Annotated in this window: 25 protein-coding genes, 1 tRNA gene and 1 pseudogene; 22 read left to right on the top strand and 5 right to left on the bottom strand. The window is 68.2% G+C overall.

From position 1 onward, the window contains the following. Positions 1–17 precede the first annotated feature (17 nt). The 9 genes and pseudogenes from C8N38_RS10090 to C8N38_RS22290 form a co-directional block, all read left to right on the top strand. Complete coding sequence (locus tag C8N38_RS10090) at positions 18–431, top strand: phage major tail protein, TP901-1 family (RefSeq protein ID WP_108026928.1); 414 nt, start codon at positions 18–20, stop codon at positions 429–431. 2 nt (positions 432–433) lie between these two features. After that, on the top strand, positions 434–766 hold the full coding sequence (locus tag C8N38_RS10095; protein WP_108026930.1) for a gene transfer agent family protein: 333 nt from the start codon (positions 434–436) through the stop codon (positions 764–766). Further along, the gene (locus C8N38_RS10100) at positions 756–950 is read left to right on the top strand and encodes a rcc01693 family protein (RefSeq protein WP_108026932.1); all 195 of its coding nucleotides are present in this window, start codon (positions 756–758) and stop codon (positions 948–950) included. Before C8N38_RS10095 ends, C8N38_RS10100 begins: the two co-directional genes overlap by 11 nt. A 3-nt stretch (positions 951–953) precedes the next feature. Further along, the gene (locus C8N38_RS10105) at positions 954–1,622 is read left to right on the top strand and encodes a phage tail tape measure protein (RefSeq protein WP_108026934.1); all 669 of its coding nucleotides are present in this window, start codon (positions 954–956) and stop codon (positions 1,620–1,622) included. Positions 1,623–1,637: 15 nt separating this feature from the next. Next, positions 1,638–2,270 carry a DUF2460 domain-containing protein gene (locus C8N38_RS10110; protein WP_108026936.1) on the top strand — a complete coding sequence of 211 codons (633 nt, stop codon included), beginning with the start codon at positions 1,638–1,640 and terminating at the stop codon, positions 2,268–2,270. Beyond that, entirely contained in the window at positions 2,270–3,157 is an 888-nt protein-coding gene (locus C8N38_RS10115) for a DUF2163 domain-containing protein (RefSeq protein ID WP_108026938.1), read from the top strand. The genes C8N38_RS10110 and C8N38_RS10115 overlap by 1 nt, the downstream gene beginning before the upstream one ends. Next, positions 3,154–3,597 (top strand): NlpC/P60 family protein, encoded by a 444-nt coding sequence (locus C8N38_RS10120; protein WP_108026940.1) that lies wholly within the window; start codon positions 3,154–3,156, stop codon positions 3,595–3,597. Before C8N38_RS10115 ends, C8N38_RS10120 begins: the two co-directional genes overlap by 4 nt. 3 nt (positions 3,598–3,600) lie before the next feature. Further along, positions 3,601–7,500: a baseplate multidomain protein megatron gene (locus C8N38_RS10125; protein ID WP_108026942.1), complete on the top strand. Its 3,900-nt coding sequence runs from the start codon at positions 3,601–3,603 to the stop codon at positions 7,498–7,500. Next, a pseudogene (locus tag C8N38_RS22290) lies at positions 7,493–7,804 on the top strand (DUF2793 domain-containing protein); the annotation flags it as partial. The gene C8N38_RS10125 and the pseudogene C8N38_RS22290, both read left to right, overlap by 8 nt. A 293-nt stretch (positions 7,805–8,097) precedes the next feature. Here the strand turns inward: C8N38_RS22290 and C8N38_RS22295 are convergent. Beyond that, positions 8,098–8,217, bottom strand: a complete 120-nt coding sequence (locus tag C8N38_RS22295) for a hypothetical protein (RefSeq protein ID WP_371412527.1) — start codon at positions 8,215–8,217, stop codon at positions 8,098–8,100. Here C8N38_RS22295 and C8N38_RS10135 point away from each other — a divergent pair. Then, entirely contained in the window at positions 8,216–8,524 is a 309-nt protein-coding gene (locus tag C8N38_RS10135) for a DUF7742 family protein (protein ID WP_108026944.1), read from the top strand. The genes C8N38_RS22295 and C8N38_RS10135 overlap by 2 nt on opposite strands. A gap of 149 nt (positions 8,525–8,673) precedes the next feature. Then, positions 8,674–9,495, top strand: a complete 822-nt coding sequence (gene cysE, locus C8N38_RS10140) for a serine O-acetyltransferase (protein ID WP_108026945.1) — start codon at positions 8,674–8,676, stop codon at positions 9,493–9,495. Positions 9,496–9,540: 45 nt separating this feature from the next. On the opposite strand, the gene C8N38_RS10145 is transcribed toward cysE, so the two are convergent. Next, positions 9,541–10,554, bottom strand: coding sequence for an AraC family transcriptional regulator (locus tag C8N38_RS10145; RefSeq protein ID WP_158272335.1), 1,014 nt, complete (start codon positions 10,552–10,554; stop codon positions 9,541–9,543). A gap of 155 nt (positions 10,555–10,709) precedes the next feature. Here C8N38_RS10145 and C8N38_RS10150 point away from each other — a divergent pair, with 155 nt between their 5' ends. Then, entirely contained in the window at positions 10,710–11,231 is a 522-nt protein-coding gene (locus tag C8N38_RS10150; RefSeq protein WP_108026948.1) for a DUF3280 domain-containing protein, read from the top strand. On the opposite strand, the gene C8N38_RS10155 is transcribed toward C8N38_RS10150, so the two are convergent. Both C8N38_RS10155 and C8N38_RS10160 read right to left on the bottom strand, forming a co-directional pair. Then, on the bottom strand, positions 11,228–12,430 hold the full coding sequence (locus tag C8N38_RS10155) for a DegT/DnrJ/EryC1/StrS family aminotransferase (RefSeq protein ID WP_108026950.1): 1,203 nt from the start codon (positions 12,428–12,430) through the stop codon (positions 11,228–11,230). The genes C8N38_RS10150 and C8N38_RS10155 overlap by 4 nt on opposite strands. Positions 12,431–12,433: 3 nt before the next feature. Then, the gene (locus C8N38_RS10160) at positions 12,434–13,105 is read right to left on the bottom strand and encodes an HAD-IA family hydrolase (RefSeq protein WP_108026952.1); all 672 of its coding nucleotides are present in this window, start codon (positions 13,103–13,105) and stop codon (positions 12,434–12,436) included. Positions 13,106–13,231: 126 nt separating this feature from the next. On the opposite strand from C8N38_RS10160, the gene glmU reads away from it, so the two are divergent. Together glmU and glmS are read left to right on the top strand one after the other, a co-directional pair. Then, complete coding sequence (glmU, locus tag C8N38_RS10165) at positions 13,232–14,581, top strand: bifunctional UDP-N-acetylglucosamine diphosphorylase/glucosamine-1-phosphate N-acetyltransferase GlmU (protein WP_108026954.1); 1,350 nt, start codon at positions 13,232–13,234, stop codon at positions 14,579–14,581. Between the two features lie 33 nt (positions 14,582–14,614). After that, positions 14,615–16,435: a glutamine--fructose-6-phosphate transaminase (isomerizing) gene (gene glmS / locus C8N38_RS10170; protein ID WP_108026956.1), complete on the top strand. Its 1,821-nt coding sequence runs from the start codon at positions 14,615–14,617 to the stop codon at positions 16,433–16,435. A gap of 441 nt (positions 16,436–16,876) precedes the next feature. Here the strand turns inward: glmS and C8N38_RS10175 are convergent. Then, a tRNA-Ser gene (locus C8N38_RS10175) sits at positions 16,877–16,966 on the bottom strand. Positions 16,967–17,124: 158 nt separating this feature from the next. Here C8N38_RS10175 and C8N38_RS10180 point away from each other — a divergent pair. The 8 genes from C8N38_RS10180 (at position 17,125) to C8N38_RS10215 (ending at position 23,924) form a co-directional block, all read left to right on the top strand. After that, positions 17,125–17,952, top strand: coding sequence for a DUF2059 domain-containing protein (locus tag C8N38_RS10180; RefSeq protein WP_108026958.1), 828 nt, complete (start codon positions 17,125–17,127; stop codon positions 17,950–17,952). A 256-nt stretch (positions 17,953–18,208) separates the two neighbouring features. Beyond that, the gene (locus C8N38_RS10185) at positions 18,209–18,835 is read left to right on the top strand and encodes a 50S ribosomal protein L21 (protein ID WP_108026960.1); all 627 of its coding nucleotides are present in this window, start codon (positions 18,209–18,211) and stop codon (positions 18,833–18,835) included. An 18-nt stretch (positions 18,836–18,853) separates the two neighbouring features. Beyond that, positions 18,854–19,123 carry a 50S ribosomal protein L27 gene (gene rpmA, locus C8N38_RS10190; RefSeq protein ID WP_075785608.1) on the top strand — a complete coding sequence of 90 codons (270 nt, stop codon included), beginning with the start codon at positions 18,854–18,856 and terminating at the stop codon, positions 19,121–19,123. Positions 19,124–19,446: 323 nt separating this feature from the next. Continuing rightward, positions 19,447–19,986, top strand: a complete 540-nt coding sequence (locus tag C8N38_RS10195) for a GNAT family N-acetyltransferase (RefSeq protein ID WP_108026962.1) — start codon at positions 19,447–19,449, stop codon at positions 19,984–19,986. Positions 19,987–19,989: 3 nt separating this feature from the next. After that, positions 19,990–20,541, top strand: a complete 552-nt coding sequence (locus C8N38_RS10200; RefSeq protein WP_108026964.1) for a GNAT family N-acetyltransferase — start codon at positions 19,990–19,992, stop codon at positions 20,539–20,541. Further along, positions 20,528–21,568, top strand: a complete 1,041-nt coding sequence (gene obgE / locus C8N38_RS10205) for a GTPase ObgE (RefSeq protein WP_108026966.1) — start codon at positions 20,528–20,530, stop codon at positions 21,566–21,568. Before C8N38_RS10200 ends, obgE begins: the two co-directional genes overlap by 14 nt. Continuing rightward, entirely contained in the window at positions 21,556–22,662 is a 1,107-nt protein-coding gene (proB, locus tag C8N38_RS10210) for a glutamate 5-kinase (RefSeq protein ID WP_108026968.1), read from the top strand. The genes obgE and proB overlap by 13 nt, the downstream gene beginning before the upstream one ends. Continuing rightward, the gene (locus C8N38_RS10215) at positions 22,659–23,924 is read left to right on the top strand and encodes a glutamate-5-semialdehyde dehydrogenase (protein WP_108026971.1); all 1,266 of its coding nucleotides are present in this window, start codon (positions 22,659–22,661) and stop codon (positions 23,922–23,924) included. The genes proB and C8N38_RS10215 overlap by 4 nt, the downstream gene beginning before the upstream one ends. The last annotated feature ends 37 nt before the right edge of the window (positions 23,925–23,961 follow it).

A 23,961-nucleotide genomic window follows, 5' to 3' on the forward strand; every position in this document is an offset into this window, starting at 1 on the left:
TACCTGGAGTACGCGAAATGACGGCGCAGAACGGCAAGGATCTTCTCATCAAGGTCGATATCTCGGGCGCGGGAGATTTCTCGACCTTTGCGGGTCTGCGGGCCTCGCGCATCAGCTTCAACGCCGAGCCGGTGGACGTGACCAGTCTGGAAAGCCAGGGCGGGTGGCGCGAGCTCTTGTCGGGCGCGGGGGTCAAGTCGGCCGCCATCACCGGATCGGGGGTCTTCAAGGATGCCGAGACCGACGCTCGCGCCCGCGAGGTCTTCTTCGAGGGTCTGATGCCGGTCTTCCAGCTGGTGATCCCGGACTTCGGGATTGTCGAGGGACGGTTTCAGGTCAGCAGCCTGGAATATGCCGGCAGCCACAATGGCGAAGCCACCTATGAAATGACGCTTGCTTCGGCCGGTGTCCTCAACTTTACGGCGATGTAAGCATGCCAAACCCCCATGCAGGCGAAGTCGCGCTGATGGTCAACGGAGAACGGCAGGTTCTCAAGCTTACGCTTGGTGCCTTGGCCGAGCTGGAGGCGGCGCTGGGCGCCGACACCCTGCTGACCCTGATCGAGCGCTACGAGGAAGGGCATTTCGCGACGCGCGACGTGATTGCGCTGTTGCTGGCCGGGCTTCGGGGAGGCGGCTGGAAGGGCACGACCGCCGACCTTGCCGAAGCCGATATCGGCGGCGGTCCGATCGCCGCGGCCCAGGCCGCCGCGCAGCTTCTGGCCCGGGCCTTCACCTTGCCGGAGGCAAAGCAAGATGGGCTTTGACTGGGGCGGCCTGATGCGGGCGGGCATTCGCGGTCTCGGTCTGAGACCCTCCGAGTTCTGGGAGCTCACACCCGCGGAACTGATGTTGATGCTGGGGGCCGAAGGCGGGCCTGCCCCCATGAGCCGTGCGCGGCTGGAGGAACTGGCCCGCGCCTTTCCGGATAAACTGCGGGACGAAGGATAGGCCATGGCCGAGCCTGAGGATATCGAGGCTTTCGAGGCGCAACTGGACGCGCTGGAGACGACCTTGGGGGGAGCGAGCGGTACGGCCGCGGCCTTCGAGGTGGAACTTGTGCGGATGCGGGACTCGCTGACGCTGACGAACCGCGAGGTCAGTTCGTTGTCGAATGCCATCGGTCGCGGCCTGAGGGGGGCTTTCGACGGGCTGGTCTTCGACGGGATGAAACTGTCGGATGCATTGAAATCGGTCGCAAACTCGGTTGCGAATGCGACCTATGCTGCGGCGGTCAAGCCGGTGCAGAACCAGCTGGGCGGCCTGCTTGCCGGCGGTATCGAGGGGCTTCTGGGCGCCGCACTTCCCTTTGCCCGGGGTGCGCCCTTCTCGCAAGGTCGGGTCATTCCCTTTGCCTCGGGCGGCATCGTCGGCCAGGCGACCTATTTCCCGATGCGGGGCGCGACCGGACTGATGGGCGAGGCGGGGCCGGAAGCGATCCTGCCGCTGTCGCGCGGGGCCGATGGCCGGTTGGGGGTCCGGTCGGACGGGAGCGGGTCGTCGCGCCCGATTCAGATCGTCATGAACATCAGCACGCCTGACGTTCAGGGCTTCGCGCGCAGCCAAAGCCAAATCGCGGCCGAAATGAGCCGCCTGCTGTCGCGCGGCCAGCGAAACAGGTGAAGGAGGACAGAGCCCATGGCATTTCATGAAGTCCGCTTCCCGGCCAATCTGAGTTTCGGGTCGGTCGGCGGTCCGGAGCGCCGAACAGAGATCGTGACGCTGGCCAATGGTTATGAGGAACGCAACACCCCCTGGGAACATGCGCGGCGGCGCTACGATGCCGGTGTCGCAATGAGTTCGCTCGACGATGTCGAGCAGTTGGTCGCCTTCTTCGAGGCACGGCGCGGCCAGCTTTACGGCTTCCGCTGGAAGGACTGGTCCGACTACAAGTCTTGCCGTCCGTCGGGCGAGGTTGGTTCCGGCGATCAGGTGATCGGGATCGGCGATGCCGACACCGTCCAGTTTCAGTTGAGGAAAACCTATGCTTCGGGCGGCCAGTCCTATGTGCGCCCGATCGCCAAGCCGGTGGCCGGTACGGTGACCGTCGCGGTCGACGGACGCACGTTGTTCGCCCCGGTCGATTTCGGCGTCGAGGCCTCGACCGGGATCGTGACGCTGGCCGAGCCCCCGGCGATGGGCGCGGTGGTGACCGCCGGGTTCGAGTTCGACGTGCCGGTGCGGTTCGATACCGATCGGATCCAGACCTCGGTCGAGAGTTTCCGGGCGGGCGAAGTCCCCTCGGTCCCGGTCGTGGAGCTGCGGATCTGATGCCGCTGTCGGCGACATTGCAGGCCCATCTGGAAAGTGGCGCAACGACGCTTGCCAGGGCCTGGGCGCTGACGCGCCAGGACGGCGTGGTCATGGGCTTTACCGATCACGACCGCGATCTGGCCTTCGCGGGCATCACCTTCCGCGCCGATACCGGCATGACGGCACGGGCGCTGAGCCAGACCACCGGCCTTTCGGTCGACAACTCGGCGGCAGTCTCGGCGCTGAGTTCGGAGGCGATCACCGAAGAGGACATTTCGGCCGGGCGCTATGACGGCGCGGCGCTGAGGATCTGGATGGTGAACTGGCGCGATCCCGTCCAGCATGCGCTGATCTTTACCGGCACGCTGGGCGAGATGACCCGGACGGCCGGCGCCTTCGAGGCCGAACTGCGCGGTCTGGCCGAGGGGCTGAACCAGCCGCAGGGTCTGGTCTATCAGGCGCCCTGCGGGGCGGTTCTGGGCGATGCGGCCTGCCGCTTCGACACCGCTCATCCCGATTTCTCGACTGTCGTTCCTGTGGCAAGCGTGACCGGACGACGCCTGTTCCGGATCGCCGGACTGTCGGGTTTTGCGCCGCGCTGGTTCGAACAGGGGCGACTTGAGGTGGTGTCGGGGCCAGCGGCGGGGCTGGTGGGCGCGATCAAGGGAGACCGCGAGGAAAGCGGGGTCCGGGTGATCGAGCTCTGGACCGAGATCCGCGGCACCGTCCTGGCGGGCGACAGTCTGCGGCTGGTCGCGGGCTGCGACCGGCGGGCAGAGACCTGCCGGGACAAGTTCGATAATTTCCTCAACTTCAGAGGGTTTCCGCATATTCCGGGCGAGGACTGGCTGATGAGCTATCCGACCCGCTCGGGGCTGAACGACGGGGGAAGTCTGAAATCATGACCATCATGGGAGAACGCGCCGCCAATGAGGCGCGCCGCTGGATCGGGACGCCCTACCGGCATCAGGGATCGGTGCGCGGCGCCGGGGCGGATTGCCTCGGGCTTCTGCGCGGTGTCTGGCGGTCGCTTTACGGTCGCGAGCCGGAAGAAGTGCCGCCCTATACGCCGGACTGGTCCGAGCCTCAGGGCGAAGAGATCCTGTGGCGCGCGGCCGGGCGGCATCTGATCGCCAAACCGCTGGAAGAGGCTGCCGAGGGCGATGTGATCCTGTTCCGGATGCGCGACGACACTGTTGCCAAACATCTGGGCGTTCAGGGACGGGTCGAAGAGGCGCCGAGTTTCATCCACGCCTATTCGGGGCGCGGGGTGGTCGAAAGCTCGCTTTCCCAGCCCTGGGCGCGGCGGATCGTGGCCCGCTTTGCCTTTCCCGAGGGGATCTGACCCATGGCGACGATCGTTTTGTCGGCGGCCGGAGCCGCAGCCGGCTCGGCGCTGGGCGGGTCGGTTCTGGGGCTGTCGAGCGCGGTTCTTGGACGGGCCGTGGGCGCCACGCTGGGCCGGGTGATCGACCAGCAGCTTCTGGGCAGCGGATCGCAGGCGGTCGAGACCGGCAAGGTCGAGAGGTTTCGCCTGACCGGCGCCAGCGAGGGCGCGGCCGTCGGCCGGCTATGGGGGCGGTCGCGGGTGGCGGGTCAGGTGATCTGGGCCTCGCGCTTCCGCGAGACGGTCAGCACGCATGGCGGCGGAAAAGGCGCGCCGAGCAAGCCCAAAGTCAAGGAATACAGCTATTCGGTCAGTCTGGGGATCGCACTCTGCGAGGGCCAGATCGCCCGGGTCGGCCGGATCTGGGCCGATGGCGCCGAGATCGAGCCGCAATCCTTGACTCTGCGCGTCTATGACGGGTCCGAAGACCAGCTGCCCGATGCGCTGATCGAGGCGGTCGAAGGGCCGGGCCGGGCTCCGGCCTATCGCGGCATCGCCTATGTGGTAATCGAGGACATGGAGCTGGCGCGCTTCGGCAACCGCGTGCCGCAACTGTCCTTCGAGGTCGTGCGGCGGGCGGCGGGAACGACGGACGATCTGCCCGCGCTGGTGCAGGGCGTGTCGCTGATCCCGGGCACCGGCGAATATGCCCTGGCGACAACGCCGGTTCATTTCTCTTACGGGCCGGGTCAGGCGGTATCGGCGAACGTCAATTCGCCAAGCGGCAAGACCGACATCGCCACATCGCTTGACATGCTGCAGGGCGAATTGCCCAACGTGGGCTCGGTTTCGCTGGTGGTGAGCTGGTTCGCTTCGGATCTGCGCGCGCCGGTCGCGCGGCTTCGGCCGAAGGTCGAACAGACCGGCTTCGACGGCAACCCTATGCCCTGGCGGGTGGCGGGTCTGAGCCGGAGCGCGGCCGAGATCGTGCCCCATGTCGACGGGCGACCGATCTATGGTGGCACACCTGCCGATGCCAGCGTGATCGAGGCGATCCAGGCGCTGAAGGCGCGCGGTCAGGCCCCGGTTTTCTACCCGTTCATCCTCATGGACCAGCTGCCGGGCAATGCGCTGATCGACCCTTATACGGGCGCGGCAGGTCAGCCGCCCTTGCCCTGGCGCGGCCGCATCACGCTGAATTTCGCTCCTGCCCATCCCTTCACCACGGATGGCACGCGGTTCGCGGAAGACGAGGTTGCGCTGTTCTTCGGCACGGCACGGCCGGAGGATTTTACGGCCTCGGGACAGAGCGTTGCCTATGCCGGAACCGATGACTGGAGCTATCGACGCTTCATCCTGCACTATGCCCATCTTTGCGCGTTGGCGGGGGGCGTGTCGGCCTTCTGCATCGGGTCCGAGCTGCGCGGTCTGACGACGATCCGCGGCGGGTCCGGGCGATTTCCGGCGGTTGATGCCCTGCGTGCGCTGGCCGGGGACGTGCGTGCCATCCTCGGGCCCGGCTGCAAGATCGGCTATGCCGCCGACTGGAGCGAATATTTCGGCTATCACCCCGAGACCGCTCCGGGCGACGTGCATTTCCATCTCGATCCGCTCTGGGCGGACCCGGCGATCGACTTCATCGGGATCGACAACTACATGCCCCTGTCGGACTGGCGCGACGGCGACGATCATGCCGATGCCGCCTGGGGCGCGATCCACGATCTGGACTATCTGCGCGCGAATATCGAGGGTGGAGAAGGGTTCGACTGGTATTATGCCTCGCAGGCCGCCCGCGATGCGCAGATCCGAAGCGCGATCACCGATGGCACCCATGGCGAGCCCTGGGTCTGGCGCTACAAGGACATCCGCAGCTGGTGGCAGCGCGCCCATCACGACCGGATCGATGGGGTTCGCAGTGCGACGCCGACGGCCTGGGTTCCGCAATCGAAACCGATCTGGTTCACAGAACTCGGGTGCCCGGCGGTCGACAAGGGGACCAACGCGCCCAACCTTTTCAGCGACGCCAAATCCTCGGAAAGCGCGTTGCCGCCCTATTCGACCGGCGCGCGCGACGACCTGATCCAGCACCAGTATCTGCGGGCGCTGCTGGGCTATTGGGCCGACCCGGCGGTGAACCCGGTTTCGCCGCTTTACGGCGGGCCGATGGTGGATCTGTCGCGGGCGCTTGTCTGGGCCTGGGACGCGCGGCCCTATCCGCAGTTTCCCGGGAACCGGACGCTTTGGTCGGATGGCGACAATTACGGGCGTGGGCACTGGCTGAACGGGCGTGCTTCGGCGCAGGCTCTGGATGCCGTGATCCGCGAGATCTGCACCGCCTCGGGGGTGACCGATCTGGATGTGTCCGATGTCTACGGGCTGGTACGGGGCTATGCGGTCAGCGACCTGGCCGGGGCACGGTCGGCGTTGCAGCCCTTGATGCTGGCCTATGGCATCGAGGCTGCCGAGCGCGACGGCCGGATCGTGTTCTTCAATCGCGACGGGCGGGCCGGGGTCGTCCTCGACCCCGCCGAGCTGGCCCGGACCGGTGATCTGGCCGGCGATATCGAACACAGCCGGACCCCGGGGGCCGAGACCGCCGGACGGGTGCGCCTGTCCTTTGTCGAGGCCGACGGCGCCTATGAGACCCGGGCGGCCGAGGCGATCTTTCCCGACGAGGCCAGCCGGTCGGTCTCTGTCAGCGAAGTGCCGCTGGTTCTGACTGCGGCCGAGGGGCAGGCCGTCGTCGAGCGCTGGCTGTCGGAATCGCGAGTGGCGCGCGATCGGGTGCGGCTGGCCTTGCCGCTGTCGACGCTGTCCGTGGGGGCGGGCGATGTGATGCAGTTGCCATCCGGCGACTACCGGATCGACCGGGTCGATCTGGCGGATACGCGGCAGATCGAGGCAGTGCGGGTCGAGCGGGGACTTTACCTGCCGCCGCGCTTCGAGGATCGCGGCGTGGCCCAGGCCGCGTTTGTTGCGCCGGTGCCGGTGCATGCGGTTTTCCTCGATTTGCCGCTTCTGACCGGCGAGGAAGTCCCCCATGCGCCCCATGTCGCGGCGGTCGCGACCCCCTGGCCCGGTACGGTCGACGTCTACACGGCGATCGAGGATGCGGGCTACACGTTGAACGCGACGCTCGACCGGTCCGCAGTGATCGGACTGACCGAGACGCCGCTTGCGGCAGCCGAACCCGGCCGTTGGGACCGGGGGCCCGCGCTTCGGGTCAAGCTTGCGGCGGGCAGTCTCGCCTCGGTCGGCGAGGCCGATCTGTTGGCCGGGGCCAATGTCGCGGCGATCGGGGCGGGCGGACCCGGGGGCTGGGAGGTATTCCAGTTCGCCGAAGCCGAACTGATCGGGCCGCGAACCTACGAGCTGAGGCTGAGGCTTCGCGGGCAGGCCGGGACCGAGGCCGACATGCCCGAGATCTGGCCCGTGGGAAGCACCGTCGTGCTGCTTGATGCGCGGGTGCCTCAGATCGCGCTTGCCGCGTCGGCGCGGGGGCTTGCACGGCATTACCGGATCGGCCCCGGGACGCGGGCCTATGACGACCCGAGCTACGACCATATCCGGCTGGCCTTCGACGGGATCGGGCTTCGGCCCTATGCCCCCTGTCATCTTAAGGCGGTGCGAGCGCCCGGCGGCGATCTGAAGCTGAGCTGGGTACGCCGCACGCGGGTGGACGGCGACAGTTGGGCCTCGGTCGAGGTGCCGCTGGGCGAAGAGCGCGAGCTTTATACGGTGCTGGTGAAGTCCGGCGAAGGTGCGGTGCTGCGGACCGAAACTGTCGCCGCAACAGGCTGGACCTATACCGCGGCCATGCAGGCGGCAGACGGGATGACAGCGCCCTACGCCCTCGAGGTGGCGCAACTGTCCGAGCAGTTCGGACCCGGACCCTATCGGAGGATCGAGATCGATGGCTGACACCCCGAACCTGTCGCTTCCGCTGCTGCAGGCGGCGCAGTCTCAGAAACATGTGACCGTGAACGAGGCGCTGACCCGGCTCGACGCGCTGGTGCAGCTTCGGCTGCAAAGCGTCACCGTTTCGGCCCCGCCAATGGGGGCGCCGGACGGTCAGGCCTGGGGCGTTCCGGCCGGGGGCGAGGGCCTTTGGGAGGGAAAGGACGGCCGGATCGCGGTGCAGGACAATGGCGGCTGGGTCTTCGTCGCCCCGCTGCCCGGCTGGCGGGCCTATGTGGTCGATGCGGGCGCGGACATGCGCTGGACCGGCAGCGCCTGGGCCGCCATCGGCGCGGCGGTTTCGGCCTCGGGCGCAGGTATTGCGCTGCGGGTGCTGGAGTTCGACCATGTCCTGACGCCCGGAGGGGCGCAGGACACGGGGGTGGTGATCCCGTCCCATGCGACCGTTTTCGGCGTGACCGGGCGGGTGATCGAGGCGATCTCGGGCACGCTTTCCGCCTGGCGGCTGGGCGCGGACGGATCGGACAACCGATTCGGCGCGGGCCTGGGCCTGGGGCTCAATTCCTATGTGCACGGGGTTCTGGGCTCGCCCCTGACGGGCTACGCGCCGATGCCGCTGACCCTGACGCCCGAGGGCGGCGACTTTTCCGGCGGCACCGTGCGGCTTGCCGTCCATTTCGCCGAACTGACGATTCCGGCCAGCGTCTGAGGCGGCGGGATGCGTCCAGTGCTTCATGGAGATGCAGTGGCCGCGGCGCGGGCGCTTTATGCCTTGCCGCAGGCCGACCGTGCCGGGGCGATCCAGGCGATGCTCTTGCGGGCCGAGGCGGCGGATGCCTATCGCAAGCGGTTCGGGCGCGGCCATCCGCGCTGGGGAAACGGATCGCTGATGGCACTGGTTCAGCGCGGGGCGCTGCCGCCCGAACCCTCACTGGACGAGCCGGAGTATTGTCGCTGCCTGGCGCAGGTTTTCGCGGCGCTGGCGGCCTGGCGGGACTGGAAGGCGGCCTTCCCGCAGCCGGGCTGAACCGAAGGCCGCCGCGAAAACGGGCGCCGGCAGGTCGGTTCGGCGTCCGGGCGGGCCGGGCGCGGTCACGTCTGCGCGCGTGTGCGGCTTGATCTTGGAAGCGGGGCCGGATCTGCTGTAGGATGGGGCGCACACGAAAGGGAACGCCCATGCCCGAGATCAAGCCGCGCCTTGCCGAACTCGACCCGGTCTGGAAACGGATCTGCGACGAGGCCGAGGAGGCCGTGCGCGCCGAACCCCTGCTGGGCGGGCTGATGCATTCGAGCCTGTTGCACCATGCCGGGTTCGACGACGCGCTGGCCTACCGCTTTGCGATGAAGCTCTCCTCCGGCGACATGTCCGAGCAGTTGTTGCGCGAGATCGCCGATGCGGCCTATGCCGACGATCCGGGGCTCGGCCGGGCGGCGCGGGCAGATCTGACGGCGGTCTACGACCGCGATCCGGCCTGCCATCGCTATATCCAGCCGATCCTCTTCTTCAAGGGGTACCAGGCCCTGCAAGCCTATCGGGTGGGGCACTGGCTTTGGCGGCGGGGCCGACAGGACATGGCCTATCTGGTGCAGATGCGTGTTTCGGAGTGCTTTGGCGTCGACATTCACCCGGCGGCGCGGATGGGGCAGGGGATCATGATCGACCATGCCCATTCCATCGTGATCGGCGAGACCGCCGTGGTGGGCGACAACGTTTCGATGCTGCATTCGGTGACGCTGGGCGGGACCGGCAAGGACGATGGCGACCGTCACCCGAAAATCGGCGACGGCGTGCTGATCGGGGCCGGGGCCAAGGTTCTGGGCAACATCCATGTCGGCCATTGCTCGCGGATCGCGGCGGGGTCTGTGGTGTTGCAGGACGTGCCGCCCTGTTCGACCGTTGCCGGGGTGCCCGCGCGGATCGTGGGCGAGGCGGGCTGCGACCAGCCCTCGGTCATGATGGATCACCGGCTTGGCGGCTGCGGCTGCAGCGAGGACTGAAAAACGGGTGCGGGTCCGATGATCCCGAGCGGGGAGGTTTGACGCTCAGGCTTGCCTGTCTTCCCGCCTGAAACGCGCGGGGCAGCCATCAGCGGTTTGATCTGGTACAGGTGCGGGCGCGGCGGCGCTGAGGAGCATCCGGCGATGGGCGCGCGGTGAAAAGCCGGTCCAGCGGCGATAGGCCCGGGTGAAATGCGCCGGGTCGGCATAGCCCAGATGATCGGCGATCTCGGCGATGGGGCCGTCGCTGGCCATCAGGTTCTGGGCCTCGCGAACCAGTTCCGTGTCGAGCAGAGCGCTCCATGTCTCACCGCTGAGGTCGAGCCGCCGCTGAAGGCTGCGCCGCGACAGACCGAGCCGGGCCGCGGCGCTGTCGAGCCCGGGACGCCCGCGCAAAAGCTCCAGCCGGATGGCGGCGCGCACCCCGGCCACGGGATCGGCGGCCGCTGGCATGATGTCCGACGCGGCGTTGTGCGAGGGCGCGTCCATGCCCGCCGCTGGGTTGAGGGCCGCAAGACACCGTTCGTCCAATTCGATGCCCGGAACCGGGCTGTCGCCTCGGTCCGGCCCGCGCACCGGGGCGCGAAAAAGCCGTTCGAGATGGGCGATCCGCGCGCGGTCGATGTCGCGGACGCGGATCGCCTTGGGCGACCAGACCTTCCCCAAAAAATGCCGCAGCAGGTCGAGTTGATAGCCGATGGCCAGCAATTCGTTCTGGAACCGCCCGGCCTCGCCGCGCGTGTGGAAGACCATCGACCAGCGCGCGCCCCGCCTCAGCCGGAAAAGCACCAGATCGGTATCGGTCTGCATCATCCGGTTCAGCGTGCCATTGGCGCGCCGGATCGCGGCGCCAAGCGTGGGAGCCGCGGTCGCGTCGGAACCATAACGGCCCAGCATCCCGATTCGGGCGGCCGCGCCCATCTCGGCTCCGAAATCCGTGTGGCCGGTATCCCGGGCCGCGGCTTGCAGGACGGCGTAGTGAACCCCCAAGGGCAACACCAGATCGGGCCGGTCGAGAAGCCCGACGGGCAGATCCACTGCGCGCAGGATGCGGTCCATCCTGCCGCCGAGACGGCCCACGCACATTCTGATCGGCGCCAGCGCGCTGGCCCTGACATATCCTCCCATATCGGCGCCTCCCCGCGCAGCGTGGCACGAAATGGCAAGCGCGCAAAGCCGCGTAGCCTTAGCCTGAGCGGGAGGAGGGCCATCCCATGCCGCTTTGCCGTCTTATCCCGATCCTGATCCTGGCCGGTGTCTTCGGAGCCTCGGCACGGGCCGATCCGTTGCCGGTTGCGGTCTTCGACATCGAGTTCGTCAATTACAGTCAGGAGGTCGAGTTCGGCGCCACCAACGCGGCCGAACGGGCGCGGGCGCGGATGCTGTCGGATGCGTTCCGCACGCTTGTCGCGCAAAGCGGGCGCTACCGGCTGGTGGATATGACGACCGCCGAGACCGATCTGGCGCTTCACGGAAATCCCTTCAGCTGCAACGCCTGTGAGGCGGACATTGCCGCGCGGCTCGGCGCCGAGCGGTCCTTTACCGGCGCGGTGCAGAAGCTGTCGGTGCTGGTGCAGACCATCGTCATCCGCGAACGCGACACCCGGACAGGCGAGGTGCTGGCGCTTTACCAGACCGATATCCGGGGCAACACCGACGAAGCCTGGCGGCGCGGGCTTGCCTGGCTGATGAAGAACCGGATGCTGCCGGGCACCGCCGCGCTCGATGGCGACTAGATACTGCGTGGGCTGTCGCGCCGGATCTCTTCGTCAAGGATCTCCGCGATGACGCGGCAATCCTCCGGGGTGAAGGTCAGCGGCAACCGCAGGTCGATCAGACCTGCCAGAACGCGGTCGGTCCGGGGCAGGGGCTCGGGCGCGGCATAGCCCCAATGGGCATAGCGCGACGTGAAGCCCTGCGGTTGTGCCGCGCCGAACCATTTCAGCTCGACCCCGCGGGCGGCGCAGCGGGCAACGAGGGCCTCGATCCGGTCGGGCGTCCAGTCGGGCAGGCGGGCCTGGAAGGACGAACCGACGAAGCTCTCAGCAGCGGGCCGCTCGATCAGCGCAAGTCCCGGCGAGGCACGCAGTCCATTCTCAAGCGCGCGGTAAAGCCCGGCCCAGCGGACGATCCGGCCGGGCAGGTCCGCAAGCTGCGGCCGGAGGATCGCGGCGCGAAGGGCGTCCATCCGGCCCGAGACGTTGGGCACCTCGGTCCAGAGACCCTCGAAGACCTCGGGTGCGGGGGCCGCGCGGTGGCGCGGATACATCATGTAGGACCCCGACAGCAGTACGGCCCGGGCCATCAGCTCGGGGTCGTCGGAAATCAGCAGTCCCCCCTCGCCGGAATTGAGATGCTTGTAGGTCTGGGTCGAATAGCAGGCCATCGCGCCATGCCGCCCCGAGGCCACGCCGTTCCAGGCGGCCCCCATCGTATGGGCGCAATCCTCGATCACCCGCACCCCGGCGCCATCGCAGATCGCCATCAGCCGGTCCATGTCGCAGATATGGCCGCGCATATGCGACAGCAGCAGAACCCGCGCCCCGGTCTCGGCGATCCGGGCCTCAAGATGGTCGAGGTCGATGACCAGATCGGGCGTGACCTCGACCAGCACCGGCCGCGCGCCGAGGCTGGCGATGGCCCCCGGCACCGGTGCCAGCGTGAAGGCATTGGTCAGAACCGGCTCGTCCGGGCGCACCTGCAACGCCCTGAGCGCGCAGGCCAGCGCATAGCCGCCCGAGGCCACGGCCAGCGCGAAGCGAGCGCCGGTGAAACCCGCAAACTCTTCCTCCAGCAAGGCAACCTCGCCCGCCTCGGCCTCGGCGAGGTTGTAGCGATGCAGCCGCCCGTGCCGCAGCACCGCGACCGCCGCCTCGATGGCGGCCTCGGAGAGCGGCTCCTGCTGGGTGAAGCTGCGGGTGAAGCGCCGCGCCATGGCTCAGGCCGCGGGTAGAAGCTTCGCGACGAGGCCGTCGAGCTCGGCATAATCGGCCATCAGGGCATCGGGTTCCAGCCCGGGCATCTCGTCCGCCGCCGGACCGAAGCTGACCAGCACGCAGGGCACGCCCGCGGCGCGCGCGGTCGCGCGGTCGGTGAAGGTATCGCCGACCAGAAGCGAGCGGCCGACCTGCCCGCCCGCCTGCTCGACCGCCAGCGCATAAGGCGCCGGGTCGGGCTTGCGCACCGGCAGCGTATCGGCACCGACCAGCGAGGCAAACAGCCCGCGCACGCCGAGCCGGGTCATAAGCTCTTCGGCCAGCGCCGTGGGCTTGTTGGTGCAGATCCCGACCCCGATGCCCGCGGCGCGGAGCCGTTCGACCGCCTCGATGGCACCGGGATAAAGCCGGGTATGGCGGTCGAGCCCGGCCGCGTAATGATCGAAGAACAACGGATACTGTTCGGCCACCGGCGCGTCTTCGCCGATCAGCCCCAGCCGTTCGAAGCCGAGCTGAAGCATCGCCCGGCCGCCCAGGAAGGCGGTCGTCGCATCGGCCTCGGCATCGAGCAAAGCGCCCTGCCCCAGCGCCTCGAAGCAGGCATTGGCCGCGTCGATCAGATCGCGGCTGGTATCGGCCAGCGTTCCGTCCAGATCGAAGATCACCGTCCTCATGCGTGCCTCTCTTTCCCGTCCGCGCCTCTGTAACAGAGCGAAATGCCAAGTGAACCGGCCGCCGGTTGCGAACCGCAGGAACCGCGATAAAAGGGGGACGAGAAAAAGGAAAGAGCAGAGACCCCCATGCCCACCGCCCTGATCCTCCTGGCCGCCGGCCAGGGCAGCCGGATGATGTCCGACCGTGCCAAGGTGCTGCACGAGGTCGCCGGAGCGCCGCTTCTGGCCCATGCGATGGCGGCCGGCCGCGCGCTCGACCCGGCCCTGACCGTTGTCGTGACCGGACATCAGGCCGAGGCGGTGCGCGTCGCGGCACTCGACATCGACCCCGAGGTCGCCGTCGTCGAGCAGACCGAGCAGCTTGGCACCGGCCATGCCGTGGCCCAGGCCCGCCCCGCGCTGGACGGGTTTTCGGGCGACGCGATCGTGCTTTACGGCGACACCCCCTTCATCCGGCCAGAGACGCTCGAGGCGATGATGGCGGCGCGCGCCGATCATGCGGTGGTGGTGCTGGGCTTTCATGCCGCCGACCCCAAGCACTACGGGCGGCTGGTGATGGCGGGGGAGACCCTCGACCGGATCGTCGAATATAAGGACGCGACCGAGGCCGAACGCGCCCTGACTCTGTGCAATTCGGGCGTGATCGCGGCCGATTGCGCGACCCTGTTCGAGCTGATCGGCGCGCTGTCGAACGACAATGCGGCGGGCGAATACTACTTGACCGACGTGGTCGGGCTGGCCCGCGCCCGCGGGTTGTCGGCCGGTGTCGTCATCTGCGACGAGGCCGAGACGCTGGGCGTCAACTCGCGCGCCGATCTGGCCGCGGCCGAGGCCGCCTTTCAGGCCCGCGCTCGCGCCGAGGCGCTGGAGAACGGCGTGACGCTGACAGCGCCCGAAACCGTCTTCTTCGCCTTCGACACCGTGATCGGCCGCGATGCGGTGATCGAGCCCAACGTGATCTTCGGCCCCGATGTCACCGTCGAATCCGGCGCCCGGATCCGTGCCTTTTCGCATCTCGAAGGCTGTCATGTCAGCCGCGGCGCGGTGGTCGGGCCCTTCGCCCGGCTGCGCACCGGGGCCGAGCTGGCCGAGGACGTGCGGGTCGGCAATTTCGTCGAGATCAAGAATGCGCAGGTGGCCGAGGGCGCCAAGGTCAACCACCTGTCCTATATCGGCGACGCCACGGTGGGCGAGCACGCCAATATCGGCGCGGGCACCGTGACCTGCAATTATGACGGGGTCTTCAAGCACCGGACCGAGATCGGCGCCCATGCCTTCATCGGGTCGGACACGATGCTGGTGGCGCCGGTGCGGATCGGCGCCCATGCCATGACCGCCTCGGGCTCGGTCATCACCACGAACGTGCCCGACGACGCGCTGGCACTTGGCCGTGCACGGCAAGAGGTCAAGCCGGGGCTCGCGCGGCGGCTGATGGACCGCCTGCGGGCCGAGAAGGCGAAACGCAAGGGACATTAGGCGGGCCTTCCCGCCCCATACGGAGCAAATCGCATGTGCGGAATCGTCGGCGTTCTGGGAGATCACGAGGCCGCGCCGCTGCTGGTGGCGGCGCTCGGGCGGCTCGAATACCGGGGCTATGACAGCGCCGGGATCGCCACCGTCAATGCCGGGCGGCTCGACCGCCGCCGGGCGGTGGGCAAGCTTGTCAACCTCTCTGACCTTCTGGTCCACGAGCCGCTGCCCGGCAAGGCCGGGATCGGCCATACCCGCTGGGCCACCCATGGCGCGCCCACCCTCGCCAACGCCCATCCCCAGCGCGCCCGCCGCGTCGCGGTGGTGCATAACGGGATCATCGAGAATTTCCGCGCGCTGCGGGACGAGCTGGGCGGGCAGGGCATCGGCTTTGAAAGCGACACCGATACCGAGACCGTGGCGCATCTGACCCAGACCTATCTCGACGAAGGGCTGGCCCCGCGCGAGGCCGCGGCGCGGGCGCTCGGGCGGCTGGAGGGCGCCTTCGCGCTGCTGTTCCTGTTCGAGGGCGAGGACGACCTGATGATCGCCGCGCGCAAGGGCTCGCCGCTGGCGGTGGGCCATGGCGATGGCGAGATGTTCGTGGGCTCGGACGCCATCGCGCTGGCGCCGCTGACGAACCGCATCACCTATCTCGAAGAGGGCGACCGCGCTGTCATCACCCGTGCGGGCGTCGAGATCTTCGACGCCACGGGCGATCTGGTCCTGCGCGAGATCCGCACCATCGAGATCGACGCCACTCGGGTCGAGAAGGGCGGCTACAAGCACTTCATGGCCAAGGAAATCGCCGAGCAGCCCGCCGTTCTGGGCGATGCGTTGCGCCATTATCTGGGCGAAGAGGGCCCCCGGATCGAGCTGCCCGGCGACATCGACTTTTCGGGCGTGACGCGGATCACCATGGTCGCCTGCGGAACCGCCTATCTGGCCTGCCTGACCGCCAAATACTGGATCGAGCGTCTGGCCGGGCTTCCGGTCGATGTCGATGTGGCCTCGGAATTCCGCTATCGCGAGCCGCCGATTCCAGGTGGCACGCTGGCGGTCTTCGTCAGCCAGTCGGGCGAGACCGCCGACACGCTGGCGGCGCTGCGCTATTGCGCGGGTCGGGCCGACCGGATCGTTTCGGTGGTCAACGTCGCCGAGAGCTCGATCGCGCGGGAAAGCGACCTGGCGCTGCCAATCCTTGCGGGGGCCGAGATCGGTGTCGCCTCGACCAAGGCTTTCACCTGCCAGCTGGGCGTTCTGGCGCTGCTGGCTCTTGAGGCCGCGCGGCAGTGCGGGCGGTTGTCACCGGCGGCGCTGGCCGACCATCTGACGGCGCTTCGTGCGATGCCGGGGCGCTTCAACGCGGCGCTGGCCCTGCAGGACCGGATCGAGGCTCTGGCCCGGCGTCTGGCCGAGGTCACCGACGTGCTGTTCCTCGGGCGCGGCGCGATGTATCCGCTGGCTCTGGAAGGCGCGCTGAAACTCAAGGAAATCAGCTACATACATGCCGAAGGTTATGCCAGCGGCGAACTCAAGCACGGCCCCATCGCCCTCGTCGAGAAGACCGTGCCGGTGATCGTGATGGCGCCCCATGACCGTCTGTTCGACAAGACCGTGTCGAACATGCAGGAGGTGATGGCGCGCGGCGGCCCGGTGCTTTTGATCACCGATGCGCGCGGCGCGGCCGAGGCTGGCAGCGGGGTGTGGGAGACGCTGGTCCTGCCCGAGGCCCCCGAGCTTTTCGCCCCGATGCTGTATGCCTTGCCGGTGCAGCTTCTGGCCTATCACACGGCGGTGGCCAAGGGCACCGACGTCGATCAGCCCCGCAACCTGGCCAAGTCGGTCACCGTCGAATAGCGGGCGAATAGCGGGCGAATAGCGGGCGCGGGCGAAAGACCGCGCCCGCCCGCGCCGCCACGACGGGGCCGCATCGGGCATGACCTCGACAGGGGCGCGGCCATGGCCTTGCCCTGACCGATGGGCTGCCCGATCCAGCGAAGAACAGGCGAGCCTCGGGGTGCGGCCAGGACGACGCACGCCGCTCCGGGCGGCCCTGCCACATGACGGGAAGCGTGGGGCGGCGGCCGGCAACGGGGCAGGCGAGACAGAAATTCTGCATGATCCGGGGGGCCTGTCCGGCGGCACTTTGGTCGCGAGACCGGTCCGGTCGGCGCAGCAAGCGATACGCCAATGCGTCGGGCCCTGCCGCCGTTTGTGGGAAACCAGATCCCTGCTGCGTGCAGAGCCCGGGCCCGCCGGGGCGGGTCATTTCAATGCCCAGAAATCTCGGGAAGGAAGTGGCGGAGAGACAGGGATTCGAACCCTGGGAACCCGTGAAGGCTCAACGGTTTTCGAGACCGCCCCGTTCGACCACTCCGGCACCTCTCCGCAGCCCGTGGCCTTGTGGAGCGGTCATTTAGTTGGAACCGCGACGGGGTGCAACCGTTTTTCGCGTGGACGGGAAACTTCGCAAGGACCCCGAGACATGGTTGGATTTCCCGCCGCTTCGCGATAGCTCTCAACCACCCCTGAACCCGGACCCGCCGATGTCACGTTTCTTCGCCGCCGCCGCCCTGATTGCCGCCTTTGCCGGGGGACCGGTCCGGGCCGAAGACAACCCCGAGGTGCAGCGACTCGTCGAGGCGCTGGCGCTGCCGGATCTTGTCGAGGTCATGCGCGAAGAGGGGCTGGCCTACGGCGACGGGCTGGAAGCCGATCTTTTCCCCGACCGTGGCGGCGCGCGCTGGGATGCGGCCGTCGCGCGAATCTACGATGCCGGGCGGATCGAGGATGCGATGCGGGAGGCCCTCCGCTCGCGATTGGAGGCCGACGAGATCGAGCCGCTGGTCGCCTTCTTCGCCTCGCCCGAGGGCGCGCGGATCGTGGCGCTGGAACTGTCGGCACGGCGCGCGATGCTCGATCCCGAGGTCGACAAGGCCAGTCGCGAGCGGCTGGAGGAGATGCAGGCCGACGGCGATCCGCGGCTCGATCTGGTGGGCCGGTTCATCGCGGCGAACGGGCTGATCGAGGCCAATGTCGCGGGCGCGCTCAATGCCAATTACGCCTTCTACACGGGTCTCGTCGATGGCCGGGCCTTCGATTATGCGCTGACCGAGGACCAGATCCTTGACGATGTCCGCCGCCAGGAGCCCGAGATTCGCGAGGATACGCGGACCTGGCTTTTCTCGTATCTGGCGATGGCCTACGCGCCGCTCGACGACGCGACGATGGAAGCCTATATCCGGTTGTCCGAGACCCGATCCGGGCAGGACCTGAACGACGCGCTCTTCGAGGGGTTCGAGGCGGCCTTCCAGAGCATCTCGCACGATCTTGGGCTGGCCGCGGCGCGGTTCATCGCCGGGCAGGATCTTTAGCGCCCGTTCTGCGGCCGGTCCGGTCCCGGGCGATTCCCGAGCGGGCTTGACTTGACGGCCGAAATCGCCGATACGCATGGCTCTGGCCCGGCAAGCGTTCGCACGCAGTCTTTGCGTTCGCGCGCATGACGGGTCGTTTGACATTGACGAAACATAGACATCGCCCCGATGGGGCGCGCTGTCCGGGGCGCGCGCAAGCGCGAGAACACCGCCAAGGGCGGGGCCGAAGGACGCGGCGACAAGAAGGAAATGGCCGATGTTTGCGGTCCTCAAGACCGGTGGCAAGCAGTACAAGGTGCAGTCGGGTGACGTGCTGCGCGTCGAGAAGCTTGCTGCCGAAGCCGGTGAAACGGTTCAGTTCAACGAGATCCTGATGGTGGACGGCCAGGTCGGCACGCCGACCGTCGAGGGCGCCGCGGTGCAGGCCACCGTGATTGACCAGATCAAGGGCGACAAGGTCATCCACTTCGTCAAGCGCCGCCGCAAGCACAGCTCGCAGCGCACCAAGGGCCACCGTCAGCAGCTGACGCTGCTGCGCGTGACCGAGATCCTGGCCTCGGGCGCCGCCGCGACCGGCGTGAAGGCCGCGATCGGGTCCGGCTCGGTGTCGGGGGCTGCGGTTGCCGCGACCGAGCCGAAGGCCGCCAAGGCCGAGGCTCCGGCCGAAGCCGCTGCGCCCGCAGGCGACGACCTGAAGAAACTGCCCGGCGTCGGCCCGGCGATGGAAAAGAAACTGCATGAGGCCGGGATCACCCGCTTCGCGCAGATCGCCGCCTGGACCGACGAGCAGGCTGCCGCGATGGATTCGCGTCTCGGCCTGAAGGGCAAGATCGTGAATGATGGCTGGGTGGCGCTTGCCAAGGACCTGGCCAAGAAGGCCTAAGCGAGAGGAGAGGACGACATGGCACACAAGAAAGCAGGCGGCTCCTCGCGTAACGGTCGCGACTCTGCCGGGCGCCGTCTTGGCGTGAAGATCTATGGCGGCCAGGCGGCCGCGTCGGGCAACATCATCGTCCGTCAGCGCGGCACCAAGTTCTGGCCGGGCGAAGGCGTGGGCATGGGCCGGGATCACACCATCTTTGCGACCTGCGAAGGCGCCGTGACCTTCAAGAAGGGCCTCAAGGGCCGCACCTTCATTTCGGTTCTCCCGGTGGCGGAGGCCGCCGAGTAAGCCGAAACCTCAGGGCAAATCACAAATTGGGGGATCGGCAGGGCGCCGGTCCCCTTTTTGTTTTTCTAAACGGAGCTCGGGTAGATGAAGCCCCCATGCGTTTCGGGGATCTGGCGGCCGGATGGCCGCTGCGGGACCCGGCTCCGCGCCTTGCAGTGGACCGGGGAGGGACCCATCTTGGTCGCGGGCGACCGTGGCGCGGGGCGCGTTGAAGGACGCGCGTCCCGGGCGTTTGAGACAGGTCCGGGGCGTGCATGTTTCGCGCCGCGCCCCGGCATATCCGGTCACCGGGAGAATCCGGCACCGTTCGGAGGAGGCAAGCCATGAAACTCGACCTGATCCCCCCCCAGCCCGCGATCGCGGCCGAACGCTTCGTGTTGCGTCCGGTGCGCCGGTCCGATGCCGGGCTGCTGTCGCTTTACAGCGGCGACCTCCGCGTGGCGCGTTTCACCCGCTCGATTCCGCATCCGCTGCCGCCCGGCGCGACCGAGGCCTTCATCCAGCGCGCCCAGGACCCCGAGCGCAGCGAGGATGTCTGGGTCATGGACGGGGCCGAACAGGGGCTGTCCGAGGTGCTGGGCGTGATCGCGCTCGACCGGATGGAACGCGACCAGTCCGAGATCGGCTACTGGGTCGCGCCCGCCTTCTGGAATACCGGCATCGCCTCCGAGGCGGTGGGCGCGCTTCTGACGGCCAATCCGCAGAAGGCCAAGACGGTCTTCGCCGAGGTCTTTCAGGACAATCCCGGCTCGGCCCGGGTGCTGACCAATGCCGGGTTCGAATATATCGGCGATGCCGAGGCTTATTCGGTCGCGCGGGAGGCCAAGGTGGCCACCTGGACCTATCTGAAGAAGCTTGGCTGAGCGATGACGGGTGCGGCGGACGGTTTCAGGGTCGAGACGCCGCGCCTGATCCTGAGGGAGTTCCGGCCCGAGGACGTGACCCCTTTGCTTCGGATCGGCCGCGACCGGCGGGTGTCCCAGATGATGTCGACGCTTCCCGTGCGCTGGACGCAGTCCCAGGCGGCCGACTGGATCGCCCGGTCGCGGTTCCGGGGCGAGCCCGGGTTCCGGCTGGCCATCGAACGGCGCGGCTCTGGGCTGGTGGGGGTCGCCGGGCTTGGGGGCGCGCCGGCGATGCTGGCCTATTTCCTCGATCCAGCGGTCTGGGGGCAGGGTTATGCCACCGAGGCGGCGAAGGCCTTCGTGGCAGCGGCCTTCGCGCGGTTTCGCGGGCTCGACGTTCTGGCGGCCGATCATTTCGCCGACAACCCGGGATCGGGCCGCGTGCTCGAGAAGCTTGGCTTCGAACGGCTCGGCCGTGGGGCGGGGCGGTCGCTGGCGCGGCTTGAGCCCGCGCCCAATATCCACTATCGCCTGATACGCGCAAAATTCGAGGCTCGTCATGAAATTCCTTGACCTTGCAAAGGTCTATATCCGCTCGGGCAGCGGCGGGAACGGCTGTATCAGCTTCCGCCGCGAGAAGTACGTCGAATTCGGCGGCCCCGACGGCGGCGATGGCGGCCGGGGCGGCGATGTCTGGGTCGAGGCGGTCGAGGGGCTGAACACCCTGATCGACTTCCGCTACCAGCAGCATTTCTTCGCCCAGAACGGGCAGGGCGGCATGGGTCGCCAGAAATCGGGCGCCTCGGGCGCGGACATGGTGTTGAAGGTGCCGGTCGGGACCGAGATCCTCGAAGAGGACGAAGAGACCGTGGTCGCCGACATGACCGAGCTGGGCCAGCGCGTGCTGCTGGCGCAGGGCGGCAATGGCGGCTGGGGCAACCTGCATTTCAAGACCTCGACCAACCAGGCGCCGCGCCGCGCCAATTCCGGGCAGGAAGGGGTCGAGCGCACGCTGTGGCTGCGGCTCAAGCTGATCGCCGATGCCGGGCTCCTGGGGCTGCCCAATGCCGGCAAGTCGACCTTCCTGGCCGCGACCTCTAACGCCCGGCCGAAGATTGCCGACTATCCCTTCACCACGCTGCATCCGAATCTGGGCGTGGTCGGCGTCGACGGGGCCGAATTCGTCATCGCCGACATTCCCGGGCTGATCGAGGGCGCCCATGAGGGGCGCGGCATCGGCGACCGATTTCTCGGCCATGTCGAACGCTGCGCGGTGCTTCTGCATCTGATCGACGCCACGTCCGAGGATGTCGCCGCCGACTGGGACACCGTGTTGACCGAGCTTGAGCTTTACGGCGGCGATCTGGCCGACAAGCCGCGGGTGACGGTGCTGAACAAGATCGACAGTCTGGACGACGACGAACGCGCCGAGAAGCGCGCCGCCCTCGAAGAGGCGACCGGTGGCCCGGTGATGCTGATGTCGGGTGTGTCGCGCGAGGGCGTGACCGAGGTTCTGCGCGCGCTCCGTGCCGAGATCGACGAGGACCGGCTGCGCCTCAAGGCCGAGGACGACGGGGAGGGCGAAGCGTGGCGTCCCTGAGTTCGGCCCGGCGGCTGGTCGTCAAGATCGGCTCGGCGCTTCTGGTAGACCGTGCCACCGGCAGCCTGCGCGCCGACTGGCTGAAGGGGTTGGCCCAGGACGTGGCGATGATCAAGGCGCGCGGCACCGATGTGGTGCTGGTCTCGTCGGGCTCGATCGCGCTGGGGCGCGGGGTGCTGGGGCTCGGGCTTGGCACGCTGGCGCTGGAGCAAAGCCAGGCGGCCGCCGCGGTCGGCCAGATCCGGCTGGCGCGGGCCTATGAGGACTGCCTTGAACCGCATGGCATCACCACCGCGCAGGTGCTGGTGACGCTGGAGGATTCCGAGGACCGGCGGCGCTATCTGAATTCCCGCGCCACGATGGAGACGCTTCTAGGTTTCGGCGCGGTGCCCATCGTGAACGAGAACGATACCATCGCCACCGACGAGATCCGCTTTGGCGACAATGACCGGCTGGCGGCGCAGGTGGCGGTGACGGTGGGGGCCGATGTTGCGGTGCTGCTGTCCGATGTCGACGGGTTCTATACCGCGAACCCGATGCAGGACCCCGAGGCGCACCGTTTCGACCTGATCGAGGAGATCACCCCCGAGATCGAGGCGATGGCGGGCGATGCGGGATCGGGCCTGTCGAAGGGCGGTATGAAGACCAAGCTGATGGCGGCGAAGACCGCGACCGGCGCGGGCTGCGCGCTGGCGATCACCGAAGGCTCGCGGATGCGGCCCTTGAAGGCGCTGGAAGAGGGCGCGGCCTGCACCTGGTTCCGCCCCAAGGGCGATCCGCGCGCGGCGCGGAAGGGCTGGATCGCCGCGATGAAACCGCATGGCTTTCTTCGGGTCGATGCGGGCGCGGCCGGGGCGCTGAAAAGCGGCAAGTCGCTTCTGCCCGCGGGCGTGACCGAGGTGACCGGCGATTTTGGGCGGGGCGAGCCGGTCGCGATCCTCGGCCCGCAGGGCGAGGGTCTTGGCACCGGGCTTTCGCGCTATACTTCCGCCGAGGCTAGGCTCATCAAGGGGTGCCGTTCGAGCGAGATCGAGTCGATCCTGGGCTATCCCGGACGGGCGGCGCTGATCCACAGGGACGACATGGCGACATGAAGGACATCATCGACATTCACGCCCTCATGGCCGATCTGGGCGCGCGCGCCAGGGCGGCGGCGGCCGAACTGGCCTTTGCGCCTGCTGCGGCCAAGCGCACGGCGCTGGAGGCTGCGGCCAAGGCCGTTCTCAGCCACAAGGCCAGGATCCTGGCCGAGAACGCGACCGATATGGAATATGGCCGCGACAAGGAACTGACCCCGGCCATGCTGGACCGGCTGATGCTGAACGAGGCCCGGATCGAGGCCATTGCAGCTGGTCTGCGCGCGGTCGCCGCCCAGCCCGACCCGGTCGGGCAGGTGATGGCGGAATGGGACATGCCCTCGGGGCTGCATATCCGCCGGGTGCGCACGCCCCTGGGCGTGATCGGCGTGATCTATGAAAGCCGGCCCAATGTCACCGCCGATGCGGGTGCGCTGTGTCTCAAGGCCGGAAACGCGGTGATCCTGCGGGGCGGGTCGGAGAGCTTTCATTCCTCGGGCGCGCTGCACGACTGTCTGGTGGCAGGGCTTGCCAAGGCGCGCCTGCCCGAGGACGCGATCCAGCGCGTGCCGACCCGTGACCGTGCTGCGGTCAGCGAGATGCTGACCATGACCAAATATATCGACGTGATCGTGCCGCGCGGTGGCAAGGGACTTGTGGGCCTCGTTCAGCGCGAAGCGCGGGTGCCGGTCTTCGCCCATCTCGAGGGCATCGTGCATATCTATGTCGACAAGGCCGCCGATCCGGCCAAGGCGCTGTCGGTGGTGCTGAATGCCAAGACCCGGCGCACCGGCATCTGCGGCGCGGCCGAATGCCTGCTGATTCACAAGGACGTGGCCAAGTCGCTGGGCGCCGATCTGGTCGCGGCGTTGGTCAAGGCCGGGGTGCGGGTCCATGCCGACAAGGCGCTGGCCCGGCTGCCGGGCACAATACCCGCCACCGCCGAGGATTGGGGGCGGGAATATCTCGACATGGACATCGCCGCCAAGGTGGTGGGCGATATCGACAGCGCCATCGAGCATATCCGCACCTTCGGATCGGGCCATACCGACGCCATCCTGACCGAGGATGACGCAGCGGCGGCGCGGTTCTTCGAACGGCTCGACAGCGCCATCCTGATGCGCAACGCCTCGACCCAGTTCGCCGATGGCGGCGAATTCGGGATGGGCGCCGAGATCGGCATCGCGACCGGCAAGCTGCATGCGCGCGGCCCGGTCGGGGCCGAACAACTGACCAGCTTCAAGTATCTGGTCGAAGGCGATGGCACGCTCCGGGCCTGAGCCCGCGCTGTGTGACGGGCCCCGGGGCGCGCCGGGG

It is taken from the genome of Rhodovulum kholense (assembly GCF_003053725.1).
GTDB classification, from domain to species: domain Bacteria; phylum Pseudomonadota; class Alphaproteobacteria; order Rhodobacterales; family Rhodobacteraceae; genus Rhodovulum; species Rhodovulum kholense.